Here is a 15,021-nt window from a genome sequence, read left to right on the forward strand (position 1 = left end):
CACGGCGGTGCGGCCCACCACTCCCCGCCCTGCACCGCCGAGCAGGACCGGTCCCATGGGCGGCAGGATCCTGCACGGCGTCACGAACGCCGAGGACCTCGGGTTGCCGATCGCCGAAGAGCCCGCGGTCCGCGCCTGCGTCGTCCATGCCGAGGACGGCGTAGTGACGGCCCCGGCTCGATCGGCGGCCGAGGACCCGGCCACCGTCCAGCTCGCCCCGTGAAAGGACGCCCCCGGTGAAGACCGGCATCCACCTCGTCTCGTACGACGTACCCGGCGGCGCCCCGGCCATCGCGCCGGTGCTCGCCGAGACCGCTGCCCTCGCCGAGGACGGCGGCATCGCCACGCTCTCGCTGATGGACCACTACCTGCAGATCGGCGGCATGGGCCTAGGCGAGATCGACGCGCCGATGCTGGAGGGCTACACCACCCTCGGCTATCTCGCCGCGCACACCAGCACCGTCCGGCTCCAGTTGCTGGTCACCGGCACGACCTATCGCCACCCCGGCCTGCTCGCCAAGATCGTCTCCACCCTGGACGTCCTCTCCGGCGGCCGGGCCGCCCTCGGACTCGGCGCAGCCTGGTACGAACGCGAGCACCACGCCCTGGGCGTGCCGTTCCCACCGCTCGCGGAGCGCTTCGAGCGGCTGGAGGAGACCCTGCAGATCGTCCGCCGGATGTGGAGCGACGACAGCAGCCGCTACGAAGGCCGCCACTACCGGCTCGCCGAGACGGTCAACTCGCCGCAGCCCCTGCGCACGCCCCGTCCGCCCGTCATGATCGGCGGAGGCGGGGAGAAGAAGACCCTGCGCCTGGTCGCCAAGTACGCCGACGCCTGGAACCTCCCCGTCCGGCCGGGCGACGGCGTCGAAACCTTCCGCACCAAGCTCGCGGTGCTGCACGACCACTGCAAGCGCGAGGACCGCGACCCGGCCACCATCTCGACCAGTGTCATGTACGTCGGCGGCCCGCCCTCCGACTCCGCCTCCACCGGGACCTTCCTCCGGGAGATGGAGGCCTACGCCGCGATGGGCGTGCAGGAGGTTCACCTCATGCCGTTCGGACCCGACCCCCGCCCCGTCGTCTCCCGGCTCGGCGAGCAGATCGTCCCGCTCCTGGCACCCCTGTGAGAAAGCCGGCACCGCCACCCCGCCCCACCACCGGAGAACCGCACCCCATGCCCACCCGGCGCACCCTGGTCGTCGTCGCCCACCCCGACCTGGCCTCCTCCCGCGTCACGGCCCACCTCGCCGACGCGATAGGCGACCTGGAGCACGTCACCGTCCACAACATCGCCGCCACCTACCCCGACGGCCGGATCGACGTCGCCCGCGAGCAGCAGCTGCTGCGCGAACACGACGTCATCGTCTGGCAGTTCCCCTGGCACTGGTACTCCGTCCCCGCCGTCCTCAAGTCGTGGATCGACCAGGTCCTGGAATTCGGCTTCGCGTACGGCCCCGGCGGCACCGCCCTGCACGGCAAGACCCTCCAGCTCGTCACCTCCGCCGGCGGCCCCGCCCACTCCTACCGCACCGACGGCCACAACCGCTTCACCATCGCCGAGTTGCTGCGCCCGATCGATGCCACCGCGCACCTCACCGGCATGCGCCTGGCCACGCCCCTGGTCCTCTTCGGCGCCCGGACCGCCTCCGACGAGGACCTCTCGCTGCACGCCAAGCAGTACCGCGCCCTGCTCACCCCCTGAACGGGCACCCCAGCGCCTCCGTCCCGAAAGGCGAACTTCGATGAACGGCCCCATGACCGGTAAGACCGTCCTGATCACCGGCGCCACCGCGGGCATCGGCAAGGCCACCGCCCTCGAACTGGCCCGCCGGGGCGCCCAGGTGGCCGTCGTCGGCCGCGACGCGGACAAGACCCGGGCCGTCGCCGACGAGCTGCGGGCCGCCACCGGGAACCCGTCCGTCGATCCGTGGACCGCCGACCTGTCCTCCCAGGCCGAGATCCGGCGCCTGGCCCGGGAGTTCGGCGAGAAGCACACCACGCTCGACGTCCTGGTCAACAACGTCGGCGGCTTCTGGGCCACCCGCCGCACCACCGTCGACGGGATCGAGCACACCTTCGCGCTCAACCATCTCGCCCCGTTCCTGCTGACCGGCCTCCTCCTCGACCGGCTGAAGGCCGCCGGACACGCCCGGATCGTCACGGTCAGCTCCGGCGCCCAGGCCATGGGACGGATCGACTTCGACGACCTCCAGGGCGCACGGCGGTACTCGGGCCAGCGCGCCTACAACCAGTCCAAGCTCGCCAACGTCCTGTTCACCTACGAGCTCGCCCGCCGTCTCGCCGGCACCGGGGTGACCGCCAACGTCCTCCACCCCGGCGTGGTGCGCACCGACTTCGGCAAGGACGACGCCTCGTTCGCCTTCCGGATCCTCACCCCACTGGTACGCCCGTTCATGCTCAGCCCCGCCAGGGGCGCCGCCACTTCGGTGTACCTCGCCGCCTCGCCGGAGGTGGCCGACACCACCGGCTGCTACTTCGCCGACAGCAAGCCCCGGCGCTCCAGCAAGGTCTCGTACGACACCGCTCTTGCGGCCCGCCTGTGGCAGGTCAGCGCCGAACTCACCGCCCACACCTCCTCGGCTGCCGTCTGACACGACCCGCGCGGCGAACGGCTCGTCCCGCTCGCGCCCCGGCCCCGCCGGGCCCGGCGCGCGTCCGCCGACCACCGTCGCGGGGCGGTGAGGCGCGGTGCTGCGCGTAGCGTCGGTCAGAGCGTCGGGGGCCGCAGTCCCGCCAGGGTCAGCTCGACCGCGTCCACGGCCCAGTTCGTGCGGTCGGTGCGGCCGGCCATGTAATCCGCGTAGAACGGACCCAGCAGTGCCGAGACCGCGGCCTCCAGGTCGGTGTCGTGGCGGATCTCGCGGCGGTCGCGGGCCTGTTCCAGCAGCCCGCGCAGCAGAGCGCGGCGCGGCAGCACGGTGCGCTCGCGCAGCATCGCCAGCAACTCCGGGGTGTGGGCCTCCTCGGCCAGGCAGGTCCCGATCAGCGCCATTCCCCGCACCTGCCGCACGGTGGCGGCGAAGTCCTCCAGTACGGCCACCAGGTCCGCCCTGGTGTCACCGGTGGCCGGCGGTGCCTCCGCCATCCGGGCCGACTCCAGGGCGGCCGTGACCAGGTTCCCCTTGCTCTTCCACCGCAGGTGGATCGTCGACTTGCTCACCCCGGCCGCCGCGGCCACCTGGTCCAGCGTCATCCGCACGAAACCCTGCGACGCCAGCAGTTCGAGCGCCGCCCGCAGGATCGCCGCGTCCTTCTCCGCAGACCGCGGACGTCCCGCGCTCTTCACCTCGCCCATCCCCGCAGGATAGCCAATCCCGTCCCGAACCGTTCGGTGCCGGTTATGCGCCGGCCGGCAGCGCCGCGGTCAACCGGCAGTCACCTGCGTTCCGGACCCCGCAGACCGTGGAGCAGGCGGTCGACGTGCCGGTCGACCAGTGCGGGATCGAGCGGGGCGTGGTGGTGCACGACGCCGAAGAGCTGAGCCGCGAATGCGGAGAGGTCCTCGCGCACGTCGCCCGTGTTCTGGGCCTCCAGGTGCGCTTCGAGGAGCTCACCGGCGACCGGACGGCCGAGGCGCTGCGCGGCATCGGCCACCTGCCTGAGATGCTCGTGCCGTCCGTGCTGGAAGCACTCGGGCCCGACACCGCGGTCCTGCCGGTCACCGGGGACGTCGAACGGCTCACCGGCCACCCGGCCCGTACGTTCCGCCAGTGGGTCCACGACAACGCCGACCGGTTCTGATCCGGGCCCACGCCTGCAGCCTGCCTCCGGTCGCCCCGGCAGCCGACTTCCCACCGCAGCTGACGCAGCCGGGCCGTCCGGCCCCGGGCCGGTCTCGACACATCCGCCGCTGAACGCCGAGAGGCGCCCCTCGGGGTGCCTCCCGGCGCCGCTCGTTCCGGCCCGCGAGTTCCGCGGGCGGGGTCAGTTCTTCCTGAAGACGGTCACCGCGAGGCTCTCGCAGGCCGTGTCGCCGGCGGAGGTGCTGCCGGTGGTGTCGAGGACCTTCGTCCAGGTGCCCGCGGGCAGGCCGACGTTGTAGGTGCTGCCGGTGGGGTTGTAGACCACGACGGTGTCCTAGCTCGTGGGCGCGGCACCGTTGGAGCTGAGGCGGCCGACCACCACGGACCCGTCGACCTGGGCGGAAATCTGGTTGTGGACGGCGTCCAGTCGGTGAGGCGCAGGGCCGGGGAGGCCTTTCTGAGCGCGATGGCGTCCTTGTAGTAGCGGAAGATGCCGGCGTTGGCGGTTGTCGCCCCAGTGGACGGCGTTGACGGCGTCAGAGGCGTTGTAGGAGTTCTTCGCCGTGGTGTAGTCGCCGCCCACGACCTTGGAGCGGAGGAACTCGTCGCCTTCGGCGATGACGGGGATGCCCTGGGAGGTGAGGACCATGCCGACGGCGAAGCGGTCGATGCGTCCTGCCGTACCGGCGGCCCCGCCACTCGCCCCGGAGTAGGTGATCTTGTCGTAAAGGTTCAGGTTGTCGTGGATGGAGGCATGGTTGAGGGTCTGCTCGGGGTCGAAGGCGTACGCCGGGCTCCACAGGTTGGACAGCGGCGCGGTGCTCTTGACGTCGGTCGGTGAGCCGCGCATACCGAAGGCGATGGCGCCGGGATTGCCCGAACCGCCCATGTAGGCCATGACGTTGCCATCGGTGCCGCCACGGATGGCGTCGCGGTACACGCCGTTGAACACGCCGAAGTGCGCCGGTGCGAGGGCCGGGACGTTGCCGTAGCGGACCTTCTGCGCCTCCTGGGGGTCGGCGGAGGCGCTCCACGGCTCGCCGTAGAGAAGGAGGTTGCGGTCCGGGTACATGGTGTTGAGGTGGTTCGCCCAGGTGGAGACGTTGTTGTAGTAGTGGACGCCCACCAGATCGAAGCGGAAGCCGTCGACGTTGTAGTCGCGGACCCAGTGCTCCAGCGAGTCCTGGATCATGCGGGCGACCATCGGGTTGCCGTCGTCGATCGAGTTGCCGGTTCCGGACAGGTCGCCGGCCGTGTAGTACTTGCCGGTGATGCCGTTGAAGACGCTCTTGCTGTAGGTGTGGTTGTAGACCACGTCCATGATCACCCGGATTCCGTTCTTGTGGAATTCGTTGACCATGTCCTGGAACTCCCGGATCCGGTCCTCGGGCAGTGTGTACTGCGAGTACTGGTCCTCGGGCACGTTGTAGTCGACCGGGTCGTAGCCCCAGTTGGGGACGGTGCTGCCGAAGTCGTAGGAGGGCATGATCTGGACGGCCGTGACGCCCAGTTCCTTGAGGTGGTCGATACCGGTCCTGGCACCGTTGTTGGTGGTTCCGGTTTGGACCAGACCGAGGAACTTGCCCCGCTTCGCCGCATCCACCCCGGAGCTGGCGTCGATGGTGAAGTCACGCACGCTGAGCTCGTAGACGAGCGAGTCCTCGCGGTTCGCCAGGGCGGGGCGCGGGGCCCAGCTGCCACCGGTGGGCAGGATCGCGGCGCTGTCGACAACGACGCCCCGGGTCGTACCGGGGTTGACCATCTGGGCGTACGGATCGCGTACGGCGGCACCGCCGACGGGGAACTGGTAGGCACGGTCCTTCAGGTCGCCGGCGACCTGCGCCTGGTAGACGCCCGAGTATCCGGGAAGGTTCACCGGGCTCAGCGGGTAGGTGGCGCCCGCGACGTTCACGGTGAATCGGAGTTGTCGGGCGACCGGCCGGCGGCAGGGCCACCCGGCCCCGACCCGAGGGCCGCGGGACGGGGATCGGCCCGCAGGGGGACGTCACCGGCCCCGGTGCACCGCGTGACCGTGCACCGTCTCTGCCGGAAGGCCGACGGCTTGCCGGGTCCGGTCGCGAACGGCCGGCCACCGGATCGCAGAGGAACCGCAGGCCCCCCGGCGCCGGCCGGCTCGTGGCTGATCGATCGGATGCACCCGGCCCACCCGACGAGGACCGCTCGGCCCTGCCCACGGCGGTACCCCGGCCTTTACGGTTCTCATGGGGGGTGGGAAACGACTCGGGTTGGAGGAGCAATGACCGGCTCTCGGCAGTCCCGCCCGGTCGTCGTCGGCGTGGACCAAAGGGACAGCGCCCAGCCGGCGCTGGTCTGGGCGGCCGACGAAGCCGAGCGTCGCGGAGTGCAGCTGCGGCTGGCGTACGCCACCGCGCCGAACCACCACAGGTCGCACCGTGCCGTTGGCTCGGGGCGCCGGAAGGCCGGGCGCCGGGTGCTCGACGAGGCTGCCGCCCTCGTCTCGGGCGGACACCCCGGCATCGACCTCGTGACCGTCCTTGCCGAGGGTCACCCGGCCCAGGTGCTGTGCCACGAGTCGCACGACGCATGCCTGGTCGTCCTCGGTTCGCGGCGGCTGAGCCGTCTGGAGGAGTTCCTCAGCACGAACTCGGTTGCCGTCCCGGTCAGCGCCCAGGCGGCCTGCCCGGTGGTCGTGGTGCTGGGGCCCGAGAACAGCACCGAGCAACCGCCGTACTTCGTCGCCGGTGTCGACGGCAGCCCGGCCTCCCGCGCCGCTCTGGCGTACGCATTCGCCGCCGCCGCGGCCCGCGGCGCGGGCCTACGGACGCTGTGGGTCTGGCAGCCGTCGCTGCTGGAGTCCACGGACGAAGTCGTCGTGCTCCAGAAGTGCCGTCGGTTGCTGCACGATGCAGTGGCCGAGCAGGCGGAGAACTTCCCGGACACCACCGTGACCCGGCAGGTCGTACGCGGCCATCCGGTGGAGGAACTGGCCGAGGCCTCCGAGAAGGCGCTGGCGCTCGTCGTCGGACGGCGCGGCCGCGGCGGGTTCACCGGGATGCGGCTCGGCTCCGTCCCCCACGGCCTGCTGCACCGCGCCCATTGCCCGGTCACCACCGTGCCCGGTCCCGACACGGACTGAACACGTCGCCAGCCGATCCGTCGGACGCGCCGACCTTCCGGATGCGACGTCCGGGCGTGCCATTGACTCCTCCGTGCCGGCGAGGAGCCGGTTCGCCCCGACCGTGCCCTCGGACGGTGCCCGGCCGTGCTTGGGCCCTCCGCCGGGACGATGGGGCCGGTCGGCACCAGTCAGAGTCGGGGCGACGGACGAAGAATGGAGGAGGACCGCACTGGCAGGAGCGTTGCCGTGCGTATGCGAAGCCGAGGAGGTGGTAGTCCGTGCAAGCGCTGATCGTCTACGAAAGCATGTACGGCAACACCCGCGAGGTCGCGGAGGCGATCGCCGAGGGCATCCGTGAAGCCCGCCCGGATGCCGCCGTGGAGTGTCAGCCCGTCGCCCGGACAACGGTCCACCGCACCGGCACCGTCGACCTCTTGGTGGTCGGCGGCCCCACCCATGTTCACGGGATGTCGAACGCGCTGAGCCGCCGCGTCGCCGTCTCGGTCGAAGCACGGAAGGAAGGCCGCATCGAAGAGACCCACGAGGCGGCTACCACCGCGGCCGGCCCCGGCCTGCGCAAATGGTTCCACGAGCTGCCCGACGCCGAGCCCGGCACCCCAGCGGCCGCCTTCGACACCCGCATGGACGGCAAGCAGGCCGGCGGCGCGGCGGCCGGCATCGCCCAGCGGCTCACAGACCACCGCTACGACCTCAGGGCCGAGCCCGAGGGCTTCTTCGTCGAGGAGGCCGACGGGCCCCTTCGCAGCGGCGAACTCGCCCGTGCGAGGGCCTGGGGCGCCGCGCTCCTCTGACCACGCGTCCGATATTCCGTCCGCCCCGTTCGGCGACACCGAGCAGAGTACGTCCGGCGGCGAGAGAACCGACGCTGCGGCGGGACCCGGCAGTGGACATCAGGCCGTTTCGGCCGAGGAGGAACGATGTCGAGGGCCAGGATCACCGACCTGCAGGAGGTGACGATGGCTCGCTCCTACCACCGGAAGCGCATGACCGGCCGGCGACGTTCAGCCTGTTCGTCCGCGAGTTCCCGCCAAGCCGCAGTTTCCTCGTCGCGGACGGGATCGAGTCGGCCCTGGAGTACCTGGCGGGGCTCGGGGTCGACGAGGACGACGTACGGGCGGCTGTCGGCACCATGGCCCACTCGCCCGTCGAGGCGTCCGGCGACGAGGTAGCGGCCTTCCGGGCGTTCGCCAAGGCGCATCCCGCACCGGTGATCTTCCTGGTCGACACGTTTCACACGCCTACGGGGGTGGCCACGGCCGCGCGAGTGCTTCAGGAGCTGGGCCTGCACGAGGGCTGCGCGGTCCGTCTGGACAGCGGCGACCTGCTGGAGCTGTCCGTGGCCGCGCGACGGATCGTCGACGCCGCCGGGCTGCCGGATGTGCGGACGCCGCCTGCAAACTGATGGCCTGTGCCGGGCGGCCGATGATGAGGCTCTCGACCGGCAAGGTGACCGCTCCCGGCGCCAAGCCGGTCTTCCGCGGACCGGCTTTCTCCGACACGCTCGCGCTCCGGGAGGAGACCGCCCAGCCCGGTGCCGAGCCACTGCTTCGCCGGATGATGGCGGACGGTCGGCGGGTCGGCGCGCCGCGTACCCTCGGCTCGGCCCGCATGGCCTTCGAGGCGGACGTGGCCGCTCTCCCCGCCTCCGCCAGGCGCATCGCCGATCCGTGGCCGCCGACCGCCACCTGGTCCGACCGGCTCGTCCGGCTCACCGGCGGCACCCGGCGCCGGATCGAGGCAGGGCTGCACGGCGCGGACGCCGCGTCGCCCGGTCGGCGGCTGACCTCCGTCGACCCGGGGCGGGCTCGTGCGCACCGGCACCGGCGGGCGGACGGCTGCCGGCCTGCGCGAGCGCGCCGGCGCGGTGACGGTACGGCGACTCCCTCCGTCGGGCCATGACGACCCGCACGGCCCTGCCGCATCAGGTCCGGTAGGCCCTCCCGGCCGCCGGCCCCGCGTCGGAGCATGGAGGTGAGTGATCAAGCCCTGCCGCACCGGAGGCCGCCGTGTCCATGAGTTACGGCGGACAGCACCCGGGCGGCACCGCGCTCCGCACATCCGGACGCACAGCGACGTGACCGAGCCATGCAGGCAGTGATCGTCTACGAGAGCATGTACGGCAACACCCGGCAGATCGCCGAGGGTGTGCACGAAGCCGCGCCGGACGCGCAGGTCAGTTGCCTGCCGGTCTCCGGGGCGACCGCCGACGTCACCCGGTCGGCCGACCTGCTGGTGGTCGGCGGCCCCACCCACATGCACGGGATGTCCTCGGGTCTCAGCCGCGGCCTGGCCCGCGGCACCCGGGCGCAGAAGGACCCGGGCCTGCGGACCTGGTTCCACCACCTGTCGGACACCGAGAACAGCACGCACGCCGCCGCGTTCGACACCCGCGCCGACTTCCGCATGAGCGGCGGCGCCACGGACGGGATCGCCCAACGGCTGGCCCACCACCACTACGACGTGTTGGCCGAGCCCGAGGGGTTCATCGTCGAGGACGCCGAAGGCCCGCTGCGGGCCGGGGAACTCGACCGGGCCAGGACATGGGGGGGCCGGGCTGGTCTGATCCACCTGCCGGGGACGCTCCGTCCCGACCGTCCGCCGGTCCGGGATTCCCCGGTCCGGGCACCCGGCTGCACCACCTCGATCAGCGCCGGCAGGCGACCGAGGTCGGAGCCCTCCGGCTCGGTCAGGTGCGCTCGGCCAGGAGGGAGGCGCTCCCGGCGAGTGTGGCCATCCGCGGGTAGTCGTCCTCGTCGATCCGGCAGCCCGCGCGCGAGGACAGCCGTTCCACCAGCGTCAGGAAGTCCATGGAGTCGAGTTCGAGTTCCTGCCTGAGGTCGGCCCGTGCGTCCGTCGCGGTGAGGTCCGCGTCCGGAACGATCTCGAGGAGGACTTCCTTGACGAGTTCCGCGGCCTGGTCCTGGTTCACAGTTCCTCCGGTTGCTGGAGCAGTCGGTCGAGGGCCGACAGGTAGCGGGCGCCGGTGGCCCCGTCGCTGGCCCGGTGGTCGGCCGACAGGGTGGCCGTGACCACGGGTCGGACACCGAGCATGCCGTCCGCAGCCCAGGGGCGCTCGACGACCTTGCCCAGGCCGACCAGGGCGACCTGGGGCGGATAGATCACCCCGAAGACCGCCTCCACCCCTTGGTCGCCGAGGCTGGTCACGGTGATGGACGGGTCGGAGGTCTCGGACCCGCGCAGCCGGCCGGCCCTGGCCCGTGCGACCAGGTCGCGCAGACGTGCCATGAGCTCGGGCAGCGGCAGATCGGCGGCGTCGCGGATGGCGGGCGCGATCAGCCCGCCACCGCGCAGAGAGACGGCCACGCCGAGGTGGACGGCGGGCGCGGGGGTGAATCCGTCGGTCCACCAGCCGTTGAGCTGCGGTACCTCGCGGGCGGCGACCGCTGCAGCCTTGAGCATCAGTGCGGCCGGCACCAGCCTGTCGGAGACCGGCAGTCGTCGGTTCCGGTCACGCAGCCAGCGCACGGCCTCCGCGAGGTCGACCGTGGTCGACAGGTAGTAGTGCGGGATCTCCCGCTTGGACCGGTCCATCAGGGCGCCGACGGCCTGCCGCATCGCCTCGGCCCGTACGCCGGCCGTCCGCGGCGGCTCGGCGACCGCCCGCGGCTCCTCCGTCTCCGCCGGGTGCAGCGCGGCGCGGACATCGGCCGCGCGGACGACACCGTCCACGCCGCTGCCCCGTACCAGGGTCAGATCGAGTCCCGCCTCTTCGGCGATCCGCCGGGCCATCGGCGTGGCCCGGATCCGCATACTGGCGCCTTCGGCCGCGGTGGGCGGGCCCGGCTCCGACGGCGCGTGATGGTGGGACCGGGCTCGCGACGGACCGGCGGCCGCCGGTTCTTCCGGGTGCTCGGCGGACGTGTGCGGCGCGGCCTCCACGTCCGCCTTGGTGACCCGCCCGCCGGGCCCGGTCCCGTGGACGGCTGCCAGGTCGACACCGCCTGCCTCGGCCAGTCGTCGGACCAGCGGGGTGGCGACCGGCTGTGCGTGCTGTTCCGTCGGCTGCACGCCCGTCCCGGGGGACGGCGCCCCGGCCGGTGCGCCCGCGACGGCGGTGTCCGTGTCGGCGGCGGTGTCCGCGGCCGCGGCGATGACGGCCAGCGGCGCTCCGACCGGCACGACCGTCCCGGGCTCGACCAGGAGCTTCTCGACGGTTCCGGTCTCGAAGCACTCCACTTCGATGGCGGCCTTGGCAGTGTCCACCACGGCCACGATGTCACCGCGGTCGACCCGGTCCCCGGGACGGACGAGCCACTCCAGCAGGGTGCCCTCGGTCATGTCGGCCCCCAGGGCGGGCATGGTGAACTCGGCCATGTCAGCCGACCGCCCGTCGGACCGCCGCGAGGATGCCCGCGACCTGGGGCAGCGCCGCCTCCTCCAGCTGGTGCGCGTAGGGCACCGGCACCTCGGCCGCGCAGATCCGCTCCACCGGCGCGTCCAGGTCGTAGAAGGCCTGCTCTGTGATCCGGGCCGCGATCTCGGCCGAGAGACCGCCGGTCCGCCAGCCCTCGTCGACGACCACCGCCCGGTGCGTGCGCCGTACGGAGCCGATGAGGGTGTCGTCGTCGAGCGGCCGGAGCGTGCGCAGATCGATGACCTCGGCGTCGATCCCGTCCGCGGCGAGCCGCTCCGCGGCCTCCAGCACCTTGCCCAGCGAACCGCCGTAGGTGATGAGGCTGACGGCCGTGCCGGAGCGCCGGACGGCCGCGCTGTCCAGGTCGGCGGGTGCGCCGTCGGGGTCGGGCGATCCGGAGGCGTTGTAGAGCGAGCCGTGTTCGAAGATCACGACGGGATCGGGGTCGGCCAGTGCCGGGGCCAGCACGTGCCGGGCGTCGGCGACCGTCGCGGGTGCGAGGACGCGGATGCCGGGAATGTGCGCGTACCAGCCCTCCAGACTGTGCGAGTGCTGGGCGGCGAGCTGGCGCCCGGCGCCGGTGGTCATGCGGATCACCAGCGGGACGGCCACCTGGCCGCCGGACATGTGCAACAGCGTGGCGGCGTTGTTGAGGATCTGGTCCAGCGCCAGCAGGCTGAAGTTGACGGTCATGATCTCGACGATCGGCCGCATCCCCGCGATGGCGGCACCGATGCCCGCGCCGACGAACGCGGACTCCGACAGTGGCGTGTCCCGGACGCGGTCCGGTCCGAACTCGTCGAGCAGACCCAGGCTCACCCCGAAGGCACCGCCGTACCGTCCGACGTCCTCACCCATGAGGAAGACCCGGTCGTCGGCGGCCAGCGCCTCGCGCATGGCCTCGCGGAGCGCCTCGCGGTACGTGACGTTCCCGACAGCACCTCCGGCCGGTGTCACGATGCCTCCCGGGGGCTGTGCACGAAGCGCAGGAGGTCCTCCACCGGCTCCGGGCCGCCCCGGCGGGCCTCGTCGAGGGCCCGGTCGAGTTCTTCCGCGACGTCCTTCTCCAGGAGTGCGAGCGCGTCGTCGTCGAAGCCGTCCTCGGCCTGCATCCGGCGGGCGAGTGCGGTGATCGGGTCGCGGTGCTTCCACTGTTCGACCTCGGCCTTGTCGCGGTAGAGGTCGGGGTCGTACATCGAGTGGGCGCGGAAGCGGTAGGTGCGCAGTTCGAGGAAACAGGGGCCGTGGCCCTCGCGGACGAGCTCGGCCGCGCGGCGCGTCGCGCGCTCAACGGCGAGTACGTCCATGCCGTCCACCGCCCAGGCGACCATGCCGTAGGAGGCAGCGCGGGCCGCGAGGTCGATCTGGGCGTGTTCCCTGGTCAGCGGGGTGCCCATCGCGTAGAGGTTGTTCTCGCAGACGAGCAGCAGGGGCAGCTCCCACAGGGCGGCCAGGTTGGCGGTCTCGTGGAACTCGCCCTCGGCGAAGGCGCCGTCGCCGAAGAGGCAGCAGGCCAGTTGCCCGTTCCCGCGGAGCCTGTCGGCGAGGGCCAGTCCGGCCGCCACGGGCAGGCCGCCCGCGACGATGCCGTGGCCTCCGTAGAACCGCCGGCCGGTGTCGAACAGGTGCATCGACCCGCCCCTGCCACGGCTGCACCCGGTGACCCGACCGAGCATCTCGGCGAGGACGGCCTCGGCCGGAATGCCGCGCGCCAGGGCGTGGCCGTGCTCGCGATAGGTGGTCACCACGGCGTCGTCCGGCGTCAGAGCGCCAAGAACGCCGGCGGAGACGGCCTCCTCGCCGATGCACAGGTGGACGAAGCCGCGGATCTCCCCGGCGCTGTAGAGCTGCACGCAGAGCTCTTCGAAGCGGCGGATCCGCACCATGTCGCGCAGCAGTTCCTGCCGGTGCGCCGTCCGTCCGCCGGTCTGCTCGGCGAAGCGGCGGGCATGCGCGCGCTTGCGGGCCGTCATCGTGTCTCCTCCAAGGTGGAGAGGTCGCCCTCCGGGAGACCGAGTTCGCGGGCCCGCAGGAGCCGCCGCATCACCTTTCCGCTGCGGGTCTTGGGCAGATGCTGGTCGAAGGCGATCTCGCGCGGGGCGATGGCGGGGCCGAGCCGTCGCCGGGCGAAGGCCGTGATGTCGCGGACGAGCGCCGGCTCCGGCTCGAATCCGGGTTTGAGCGAGACGAAGGCCTTGACGACCTCTCCCGCGACGGGGTCGGGGCGCCCGATCACGCCGGCCTCGGCCACGGCCGGGTGTTCCATGAGTGTGCTCTCGACCTCGAAGGGCCCGATGAGGTGTCCGGCGGACTTGATCACGTCGTCGGCCCGCCCGACGAACCAGAAGTACCCGTCGGCGTCCCGCCGTGCCACGTCACCGGTGAGGTACCAGCCGTCTGCGAAGCAGGACCGGTAGCGGTCGTCGGCGTTCAGGTAGCCGCGGAACATCGACGGCCAGCCGGGGCGCAGGGCGAGCTCGCCCTCGGCCCCCGGCTCGTCCAGGACTGTCACATGCCCGTCGGCGACGGCCGCCCGGCCGTCGGGCCCGCGCACCAGTACTCCCGCTTCGACGCCCGGGAGCGGCCGTCCCATGGACCCGGGCCGCACCTCACCGCCCGCGACGTTGGCGATCATGATGCAGCCGGTCTCGGTCTGCCACCAGTTGTCGTGGATGGGCATGCCGAGGACCTCCACTCCCCAGCGCACCGCCTCCGGGTTGAGCGGCTCGCCCACGCTCGCGATGAACCGCAGCGACGACAGATCGAAGGAGCGCGGCAGTCCGGGCGGGGCACCGCGCGGCGAGACCCGCATCAGCATCCGGATCGCCGTGGGCGCGGTGTACCAGACGTTCACCCGTTCCCGGGCGAGGATTCCGTACCAGCGCCGGGCCTCGTACTCCCCGGCGTCGACGACGGCGGTGACGCCGTGGGTGAGAGGGGCGATGATCCCGTAGGACATGCCGGTGACCCACCCCGGGTCGGCCGTACACCAGAACACGTCGTCCGGGCGGAGGTCGAGGGCGAGCGCGGCCGTGGCGTGGTGGGCGACCACTGCCTCGTGGACGTGGACCGCGCCCTTGGGGGTGCCGGTGGTGCCGCTGGTGAAGTGGAGCAGCGCCATGTCCTGCGGGTCGGTGTCCGGGATGGTGAAGTCGTCGGACGCGCCGGACGTCAGCGTGTCGAAGGGCACCGTCCCGGGGAAGGCTACGGTGGTCGGGCCGACGATCAGGACGTGTTCCAGCCGCGGCAGGTGCTCGCGGCTGCCGGCCACCTTGCGGCGGTAGAGGTCCTCGGTGGTGACCAGCACCCGCACGTCGCCGAGCCGCAGCCGTTCCTCGACCGGAACCGGCCCGAAGGCCGGGAACAGGGGGCAGAACACCGAGGTGTTCTTCAGCGTGCCGAGCACCGACGCGTACAGCTCGGGACATCGGTGCAGCAACGAGGCCACCCGGTCGCCCCGGCCGACGCCGAGTGCCTGCAGGCCGCCGGCGAAACGGTTGCTGAGCCGGGCGAGTTCGCCGTAGGTGATCTCGGTGGCGGTGCCGTCGGCCGCGATGCAGCGGAGTGCGGCCCTGCCTCCCCGGCCGGCAGCGACATGGCGGTCGACGGCCTCGTACGCGATGTTCAGTCCGCGTCCGCCGGGCAGCCCGTCGAGCCGGTCCCGGGCTCGGCGCCAGTGCTCCGCACGGGCCCGGGCGCCGTCGGCGACCGGTACGCCCGGAGCCCATTCCGGACCGTCAGCATGCACGTCGGCTCCT

Annotated in this window: 17 protein-coding genes; 9 read left to right on the top strand and 8 right to left on the bottom strand. The window is 72.3% G+C overall.

Translation table 11 applies throughout. The features are described 5' to 3' along the window. The first annotated feature begins 55 nt into the window (after positions 1-55). From AB0P35_RS32865 to AB0P35_RS32880, 4 genes are read left to right on the top strand one after another with little or no spacing between them, the layout of a single operon-like run. Positions 56-223 (top strand): hypothetical protein, encoded by a 168-nt coding sequence (locus AB0P35_RS32865; protein WP_363518221.1) that lies wholly within the window; start codon positions 56-58, stop codon positions 221-223. 13 nt (positions 224-236) lie between these two features. Next, positions 237-1,130, top strand: a complete 894-nt coding sequence (locus tag AB0P35_RS32870; RefSeq protein ID WP_363518223.1) for an LLM class F420-dependent oxidoreductase — start codon at positions 237-239, stop codon at positions 1,128-1,130. Positions 1,131-1,177: 47 nt separating this feature from the next. Then, positions 1,178-1,705, top strand: coding sequence for an NAD(P)H-dependent oxidoreductase (locus AB0P35_RS32875; RefSeq protein ID WP_363518225.1), 528 nt, complete (start codon positions 1,178-1,180; stop codon positions 1,703-1,705). Between the two features lie 52 nt (positions 1,706-1,757). Next, positions 1,758-2,615, top strand: a complete 858-nt coding sequence (locus AB0P35_RS32880; RefSeq protein WP_363518227.1) for an SDR family oxidoreductase — start codon at positions 1,758-1,760, stop codon at positions 2,613-2,615. A gap of 116 nt (positions 2,616-2,731) precedes the next feature. On the opposite strand, the gene AB0P35_RS32885 is transcribed toward AB0P35_RS32880, so the two are convergent. Then, positions 2,732-3,319, bottom strand: a complete 588-nt coding sequence (locus tag AB0P35_RS32885) for a TetR/AcrR family transcriptional regulator (protein ID WP_363518229.1) — start codon at positions 3,317-3,319, stop codon at positions 2,732-2,734. Between the two features lie 107 nt (positions 3,320-3,426). Between AB0P35_RS32885 and AB0P35_RS32890 the strand changes: the two genes are divergently transcribed. Beyond that, positions 3,427-3,765, top strand: a complete 339-nt coding sequence (locus tag AB0P35_RS32890; RefSeq protein ID WP_363518231.1) for a hypothetical protein — start codon at positions 3,427-3,429, stop codon at positions 3,763-3,765. Positions 3,766-3,948: 183 nt separating this feature from the next. On the opposite strand, the gene AB0P35_RS32895 is transcribed toward AB0P35_RS32890, so the two are convergent. Both AB0P35_RS32895 and AB0P35_RS32900 read right to left on the bottom strand, forming a co-directional pair. After that, the gene (locus AB0P35_RS32895) at positions 3,949-4,092 is read right to left on the bottom strand and encodes a hypothetical protein (RefSeq protein WP_363518233.1); all 144 of its coding nucleotides are present in this window, start codon (positions 4,090-4,092) and stop codon (positions 3,949-3,951) included. Between the two features lie 9 nt (positions 4,093-4,101). Then, on the bottom strand, positions 4,102-5,679 hold the full coding sequence (locus AB0P35_RS32900) for an alpha-amylase family glycosyl hydrolase (protein ID WP_363518235.1): 1,578 nt from the start codon (positions 5,677-5,679) through the stop codon (positions 4,102-4,104). 345 nt (positions 5,680-6,024) lie between these two features. Between AB0P35_RS32900 and AB0P35_RS32905 the strand changes: the two genes are divergently transcribed. The 4 genes from AB0P35_RS32905 to AB0P35_RS32920 all read left to right on the top strand — a co-directional run bounded on the left by AB0P35_RS32905 (position 6,025) and on the right by AB0P35_RS32920 (position 8,787). After that, positions 6,025-6,885 (top strand): universal stress protein, encoded by an 861-nt coding sequence (locus AB0P35_RS32905; protein ID WP_363518237.1) that lies wholly within the window; start codon positions 6,025-6,027, stop codon positions 6,883-6,885. Positions 6,886-7,145: 260 nt separating this feature from the next. After that, positions 7,146-7,679 (top strand): flavodoxin domain-containing protein, encoded by a 534-nt coding sequence (locus tag AB0P35_RS32910; protein ID WP_363518239.1) that lies wholly within the window; start codon positions 7,146-7,148, stop codon positions 7,677-7,679. A 92-nt stretch (positions 7,680-7,771) separates the two neighbouring features. Then, positions 7,772-8,290 carry a hypothetical protein gene (locus AB0P35_RS32915; protein ID WP_363518241.1) on the top strand — a complete coding sequence of 173 codons (519 nt, stop codon included), beginning with the start codon at positions 7,772-7,774 and terminating at the stop codon, positions 8,288-8,290. A 20-nt stretch (positions 8,291-8,310) separates the two neighbouring features. Next, positions 8,311-8,787 carry a hypothetical protein gene (locus AB0P35_RS32920; RefSeq protein ID WP_363518243.1) on the top strand — a complete coding sequence of 159 codons (477 nt, stop codon included), beginning with the start codon at positions 8,311-8,313 and terminating at the stop codon, positions 8,785-8,787. 787 nt (positions 8,788-9,574) lie between these two features. Here the strand turns inward: AB0P35_RS32920 and AB0P35_RS32925 are convergent. Genes AB0P35_RS32925 through acsA form a run of 5 tightly spaced genes read right to left on the bottom strand, consistent with a single transcriptional unit; the run spans position 9,575 to position 15,011 of the window. Next, positions 9,575-9,817, bottom strand: coding sequence for a phosphopantetheine-binding protein (locus AB0P35_RS32925; RefSeq protein WP_363518245.1), 243 nt, complete (start codon positions 9,815-9,817; stop codon positions 9,575-9,577). Continuing rightward, entirely contained in the window at positions 9,814-11,223 is a 1,410-nt protein-coding gene (locus AB0P35_RS32930) for a dihydrolipoamide acetyltransferase family protein (protein ID WP_363518247.1), read from the bottom strand. The genes AB0P35_RS32925 and AB0P35_RS32930 overlap by 4 nt, the downstream gene beginning before the upstream one ends. Before the next feature lies 1 nt (position 11,224). Continuing rightward, positions 11,225-12,220 (bottom strand): alpha-ketoacid dehydrogenase subunit beta, encoded by a 996-nt coding sequence (locus AB0P35_RS32935; protein ID WP_363518249.1) that lies wholly within the window; start codon positions 12,218-12,220, stop codon positions 11,225-11,227. Next, the gene (gene pdhA / locus AB0P35_RS32940) at positions 12,217-13,236 is read right to left on the bottom strand and encodes a pyruvate dehydrogenase (acetyl-transferring) E1 component subunit alpha (protein ID WP_363518251.1); all 1,020 of its coding nucleotides are present in this window, start codon (positions 13,234-13,236) and stop codon (positions 12,217-12,219) included. The genes AB0P35_RS32935 and pdhA overlap by 4 nt, the downstream gene beginning before the upstream one ends. Further along, the gene (acsA, locus tag AB0P35_RS32945; RefSeq protein ID WP_363518253.1) at positions 13,233-15,011 is read right to left on the bottom strand and encodes an acetate--CoA ligase; all 1,779 of its coding nucleotides are present in this window, start codon (positions 15,009-15,011) and stop codon (positions 13,233-13,235) included. Before acsA ends, pdhA begins: the two co-directional genes overlap by 4 nt. Positions 15,012-15,021 lie beyond the last annotated feature (10 nt).

Source organism: Kitasatospora sp. NPDC085879 (assembly GCF_040686255.1).
Classification (GTDB): Bacteria; Actinomycetota; Actinomycetes; order Streptomycetales; family Streptomycetaceae; genus Kitasatospora.

Excerpts from the sequence above, each read along its gene's own strand:
- AB0P35_RS32865 (WP_363518221.1), top strand. The coding sequence starts at position 56 with ATGGGCGGCAGGATCCTGCACGGCGTCACGAACGCCGAGGACCTCGGG.
- AB0P35_RS32930 (WP_363518247.1), bottom strand. The coding sequence starts at position 11,223 with ATGGCCGAGTTCACCATGCCCGCCCTGGGGGCCGACATGACCGAGGGC.
- AB0P35_RS32905 (WP_363518237.1), top strand. The coding sequence starts at position 6,025 with ATGACCGGCTCTCGGCAGTCCCGCCCGGTCGTCGTCGGCGTGGACCAA.
- AB0P35_RS32880 (WP_363518227.1), top strand. The coding sequence starts at position 1,758 with ATGACCGGTAAGACCGTCCTGATCACCGGCGCCACCGCGGGCATCGGC.
- AB0P35_RS32920 (WP_363518243.1), top strand. The coding sequence starts at position 8,311 with ATGATGAGGCTCTCGACCGGCAAGGTGACCGCTCCCGGCGCCAAGCCG.
- AB0P35_RS32885 (WP_363518229.1), bottom strand. The coding sequence starts at position 3,319 with ATGGGCGAGGTGAAGAGCGCGGGACGTCCGCGGTCTGCGGAGAAGGAC.
- AB0P35_RS32875 (WP_363518225.1), top strand. The coding sequence starts at position 1,178 with ATGCCCACCCGGCGCACCCTGGTCGTCGTCGCCCACCCCGACCTGGCC.
- pdhA (WP_363518251.1), bottom strand. The coding sequence starts at position 13,236 with ATGACGGCCCGCAAGCGCGCGCATGCCCGCCGCTTCGCCGAGCAGACC.